Here is a 4,328-nt window from a genome sequence, read left to right on the forward strand (position 1 = left end):
CCGGCGAGCCTCGACCTGCGCCTCGGGGCCACGGCCTACCGGGTCCGCACCAGCTTCCTGCCCGGCGCGACCCGGACGGTCCAGGCCTGCGTCGAGCGCCTGTCGCTGCACAGGATCGACCTGCGCCCCGGCGCTGTGCTGGAGACGGGCTGCGTCTACATCGCGGAACTGCAGGAGGGCTTGGCGCTCCCCGCCGACCTCGCGGCGGCCGCGAACCCTAAGAGTTCGACCGGCCGCATCGACGTGTTCACGCGAGTGATCACCGACCGGGGCGAGGCGTTCGACCAGGTCGAGCCCGGCTATACCGGGCCGCTCTACGCCGAGATTTCACCGCGCACCTTCCCGGTGCTGGTCCGGACCGGATCGCGCCTGTCGCAGATCCGCTTCCGCCGCGGGGCGCCACGGCTGACGGAGGCCGAACTCGGCCAGTTGCACCTGCGCTCACCGCTGGTCGATTGCGCTGCCCCGTCCTTCCAGGGCGGGGTCGCGGTCTCGGTGGACCTGTCCGGCTTCGATGGATTGATCGGCTACCGGGCCAAGCGCCATACCGGGCTGGTCGACGTCGACGCCCCGGGCCGCCACAGGGCGGCGGACTTCTGGGAGCCGCTGCCGGCCGACGGCTCGGGCGCCCTGATCCTCGATCCCGGCCAGTTCTACATCCTGGCCTCCAAGGAATCGGTGCAGGTCCCCCCCGACCACGCCGCCGAGATGGTGCCGTTCGATCCGCTGGTCGGCGAGTTCCGGGTCCATTACGCCGGGTTCTTCGACCCGGGCTTCGGCCATGCCGGGGCCGGCGGGGCGGGTGCCCGCGCCGTGCTGGAAGTCCGCTCCCGGGACGTGCCGTTCCTGCTGGAGGATGGCCAGATCGTAGGCCGGCTCGTCTACGAGCGGATGCTGGCGATCCCCGGGACGCTTTACGGCGCCGGGGCCGGATCGAACTACCAGGCTCAGGGGCTGAAGCTCTCGAAGCACTTCTTCCTGTAGACCCGGCAGCCCGGACCCCGCGCGGGAGCGATGGTCGTATGGACGCGGTGGACCGAAAAATCCTGGACGTCCTGCAGCAGGACGCGACGCTGCCGGTCGCCGAGTTGGCCGAGCGCGTCGGTGTGAGCGCCGCCCCGTGCTGGCGCCGGGTCAAAAAGCTGGAGGCGTCCGGCGTGATCCGGGGTCGCGTCGCCCTGGTGGACCGTCGCAAGGTCAACGTCCCGACCACGGTGTTCGTGGCCGTGAAGGCGCCGCGCCACGCCGCGGACTGGTCCGATGCGTTCCGCCGGGTGGTCGCGGGCTTCCCCGAGATCGTCGAGGCCTGGCGGCTCACCGGCGAGATCGACTACCTGCTGCGCATCGTCGTGCCCGACATCGAGACCTACGACGCGGTCTACCAGCGCCTCATCGCCAAGCTCGAATTCTCGAACCTCTCCTCCTCCATCGCCATGGAGGAGATGAAGTACACGACCGCCGTGCCGACGATGTATATGGCGTGAGGCAGCTTTTCAGCAGGGCGTCGGGCAGGCGCCTTCGGCATCATCGCGACCAGGGACGCAATCCGGAGCGACGCGCGGTCCCGGCCAATCGCCGATGTGCCGTGATGCAAATCCCGACCGAGGTCTGCGCGTTACGCACTTCCGGCCGTCCCGAATCGACAACGCGCACGCGCAAAAGCCTCACGGCCAGACTGGAACGCCATCCAGCCCTGCGGTTTCCGGCAGGCCGCAGATGAGGTTTGCATTCTGGACGGCCTGACCGGCAGCCCCCTTGCCCAAATTGTCGACGACGCCCATCGCGATCACCAAGTTACGCTCGGGATCTGCCGCATAGCTGACGAACGCGAGGTTCGAGCCGGTCGCCCATTTGGTCTGCGGCGGCTTGTCGGTGACGCGGACGAACGCACGTCCATCGTAGAAGCGCCGCGCCGCGTCCAGGCAGTGATCCGTCGTGGCGCGGCCACGGCAGTAGATTGTGACGAGGACGCCGCGGGTCATAGGAACCAAGTGCGGTGTGAACACCAGCCCGGCCGCGCTGCCGCCGCTCAGCCGCTCGATCGTCGCGGCGATCTCGGGCATGTGGACGTGCTTGAGCAGGCCGTAGGGCACCAGGTTCTCGTTGCTCTCCGCGTATCCGAACCGGCTGTTGGCGCCGCCCCGGCCGGCGCCGGAGATACCGGTCTTGGCATCGATCACGATGTTGCCGGGCTCGATCAACTTGTCGGCCAGCAAGGGCGCCAGCGCGGTCAGGGTCGCTGCGGGGAAACAGCCGGGGTTGGCGACGCGAGCCTGATCCACGATCCGGGCCGGCCAGACGTCTGCCAGGCCGTATGACCACCCCTCGACGTAGCGGTGGTCACCACCGATATCGACGATCTTCACGTCCCTGGGGACGCGCGCCAGCGCCTCGGCCGAGGTGCCCGTGGGCAGCGACGCGAACAGCACGTCGAGCTTGGGCAGGGCCCCGGGGTCCCACTTCTCGATCACCAGCTCGGCCAGCTTGGCCGGCACGCCGGGGAAGCGATCCGCCAACCGGCTGCCGGCGCTACCCTCGCCCGCAGCGTAGACGAGGTCGAAGGACGGGTGACCCGCGATCAGGCGCATCGCCTCGCCGCCGCCAAAACCACTGATCCCGACGATGCCGACGCGAAAGCTCATGTTAGCGTCCTGCTGCTGGAGTGAGCGAACCGTCGAGCCGAGTGACGACTCGGTCGAGGGTCGCCTTTCGTTCCTGTAGCGGACTTCTGCCCTGCGCCGGAAGCAACCGCCGCAAGGAGGTACCACGCGTGAGACCCGGGCGACCGGGTTGCCATGCGCCGGCCAAGGAGCAAAATCCGAACGCCTCAGCCGGGCGCCGTATAGGCGCCCGCCGTCACCCCGCCGCGACCGCGTAGGTGCGGTGGACCGAGGACGCCCGCTCCCGGTGATCGTAGCCGTAGACGTGGATCGAGATCGCCGGCTCCGGGCCGTCGTTGGCGATGCGATGCAGGTTCGGCCCCGAGGGCATCATGCAGGCCACGTAGCCCGGCTCCCGGACCGCATCGCGGGTCGCGACCGCGTGGCTGTCGCTGATTGGGCGATACCAGGTCTCCCGCAGGCTGCCGCTCAGCAGACCGAAGCAGCAGGAACAACGGTGATCGTGCACCGGCGTGACGGCGCCTGGGCTCCAGACCATGGCCCAGACGCTGATCGCCCGCGTCCCGAACAGCAGGTTGCGGCCCAAACCCTCCGGCGGTGCGGCGAGCCGCGTCCGGTCGAGCAGGTCCGGGCGCGCCAGGATCCGCACCAAGGTCGTCCGGGCCGAGGCCAGGTAGGCGTCCGGCGAGCGCGCGGCCGAGAGCGCCAGGTCCGCCATCATCGCCTCGATGTCGGCCGGATGGGTCAGCGGGGTCACGGCGATCTCCTTCGAAGCCCTCCGTCAGGCTGAGTGGAGCCTAGCGCGGAGGGGCCGGAGACGGGTTGCGAAGTTCGCGCTCGGGTGGCCTGCGTGAGCAATGGCATTGCGCGGAATGGCGGACGATAGAAATTTCATTCCCATCCCACTGAAAGAGGCGCAGTGAGACCGCGGGTCGGCCCGATATCGCGCAATGAGATCAGCGCGCGTCGCATGCGAGTCTTGGTCCGTCCGTGCGCAGCTCAACCATCGTCGTTGCGAGCGCTGGATAGAGGGGCCGGATCGCGCTTCGGCACCCGCCCCCGTCCATCAGGATCCGGCGACGGAGCGCTCGAAGGCGCGCACCAGCGCCCGGTCGAGCTTGCCGTCCATGCCGTGCAGGATCGCCATGGCCGCGGCGGCCGGCATCGGGGCCCGGTAGGGACGGCGCTCCACCAGGGCGGCGTAGACGTCGCAGACGGTGATCAGCCGGACGATGTCGTCGATGGCGTCCCCGGCGAGCCCGTCCGGATAGCCCGAGCCGTCGAGCAATTCGTGGTGGTGGCGCACCACCTTCAGAACCGCGTCGTCGAAGCCGCCGGCCTGAACCAGGATCTGGTGACCCAGAGCCGCGTGCTCGCGCATCACGGCCCGCTCCGCCCCGTCGAGGGGACCGGCCTTGTTCAGGATCTCCAGGGGGATCTTGGCCTTCCCGACATCGTGCACGAGGGCGGCGCGCACGAGCTGCTGGCGGTCGGCGTCGGAGAAGCCGAGGTCGATCGCGAAGGTGGCGGCGAGGCCGGCGACCAGGAGGCAATGCTGATAGGTCGCGTCATCGTAGGCGCGCACCGTGTCGAGCCAGGCGGTGAGGCCGCCCTGGCCGATCGCCCCGAGGATCGGTTCGAGGCCGTCGTCGACCACGGCGGCATCGACCGATCCGGAGGCGCGCGCCGCGTCGAGCAGGTTGGCGA

At 69.6% G+C, this 4,328-nt stretch carries 5 protein-coding genes; 2 read left to right on the forward strand and 3 right to left on the reverse strand.

Annotation, left to right across the window (positions count from 1 at the left end; all coding sequences use genetic code 11):
- Together FV228_RS21660 and FV228_RS21665 are read left to right on the forward strand one after the other, a co-directional pair.
- Window positions 1–984, forward strand: a 984-nt coding sequence (locus FV228_RS21660) for a 2'-deoxycytidine 5'-triphosphate deaminase (protein ID WP_147856496.1), incomplete at its 5' end; no start/stop codon positions are given.
- A 38-nt stretch (window positions 985–1,022) separates the two neighbouring features.
- Window positions 1,023–1,484, forward strand: coding sequence for an Lrp/AsnC family transcriptional regulator (locus tag FV228_RS21665; protein WP_147856497.1), 462 nt, complete (start codon window positions 1,023–1,025; stop codon window positions 1,482–1,484).
- 180 nt (window positions 1,485–1,664) lie between these two features.
- Here the strand turns inward: FV228_RS21665 and argC are convergent, their stop codons facing one another.
- The 3 genes from argC to FV228_RS21680 all read right to left on the reverse strand — a co-directional run.
- Window positions 1,665–2,642, reverse strand: a complete 978-nt coding sequence (argC, locus tag FV228_RS21670) for an N-acetyl-gamma-glutamyl-phosphate reductase (RefSeq protein ID WP_147856498.1) — start codon at window positions 2,640–2,642, stop codon at window positions 1,665–1,667.
- A 214-nt stretch (window positions 2,643–2,856) separates the two neighbouring features.
- Window positions 2,857–3,378 carry a cysteine dioxygenase family protein gene (locus FV228_RS21675; RefSeq protein ID WP_147856499.1) on the reverse strand — a complete coding sequence of 174 codons (522 nt, stop codon included), beginning with the start codon at window positions 3,376–3,378 and terminating at the stop codon, window positions 2,857–2,859.
- Between the two features lie 309 nt (window positions 3,379–3,687).
- On the reverse strand, window positions 3,688–4,328 hold a 641-nt coding region (locus tag FV228_RS21680), incomplete at its 5' end, for an HD domain-containing phosphohydrolase (protein WP_147856500.1).

Origin of the sequence: Methylobacterium sp. WL18 (assembly GCF_008040015.1) — a bacterium.
GTDB classification, from domain to species: domain Bacteria; phylum Pseudomonadota; class Alphaproteobacteria; order Rhizobiales; family Beijerinckiaceae; genus Methylobacterium; species Methylobacterium mesophilicum.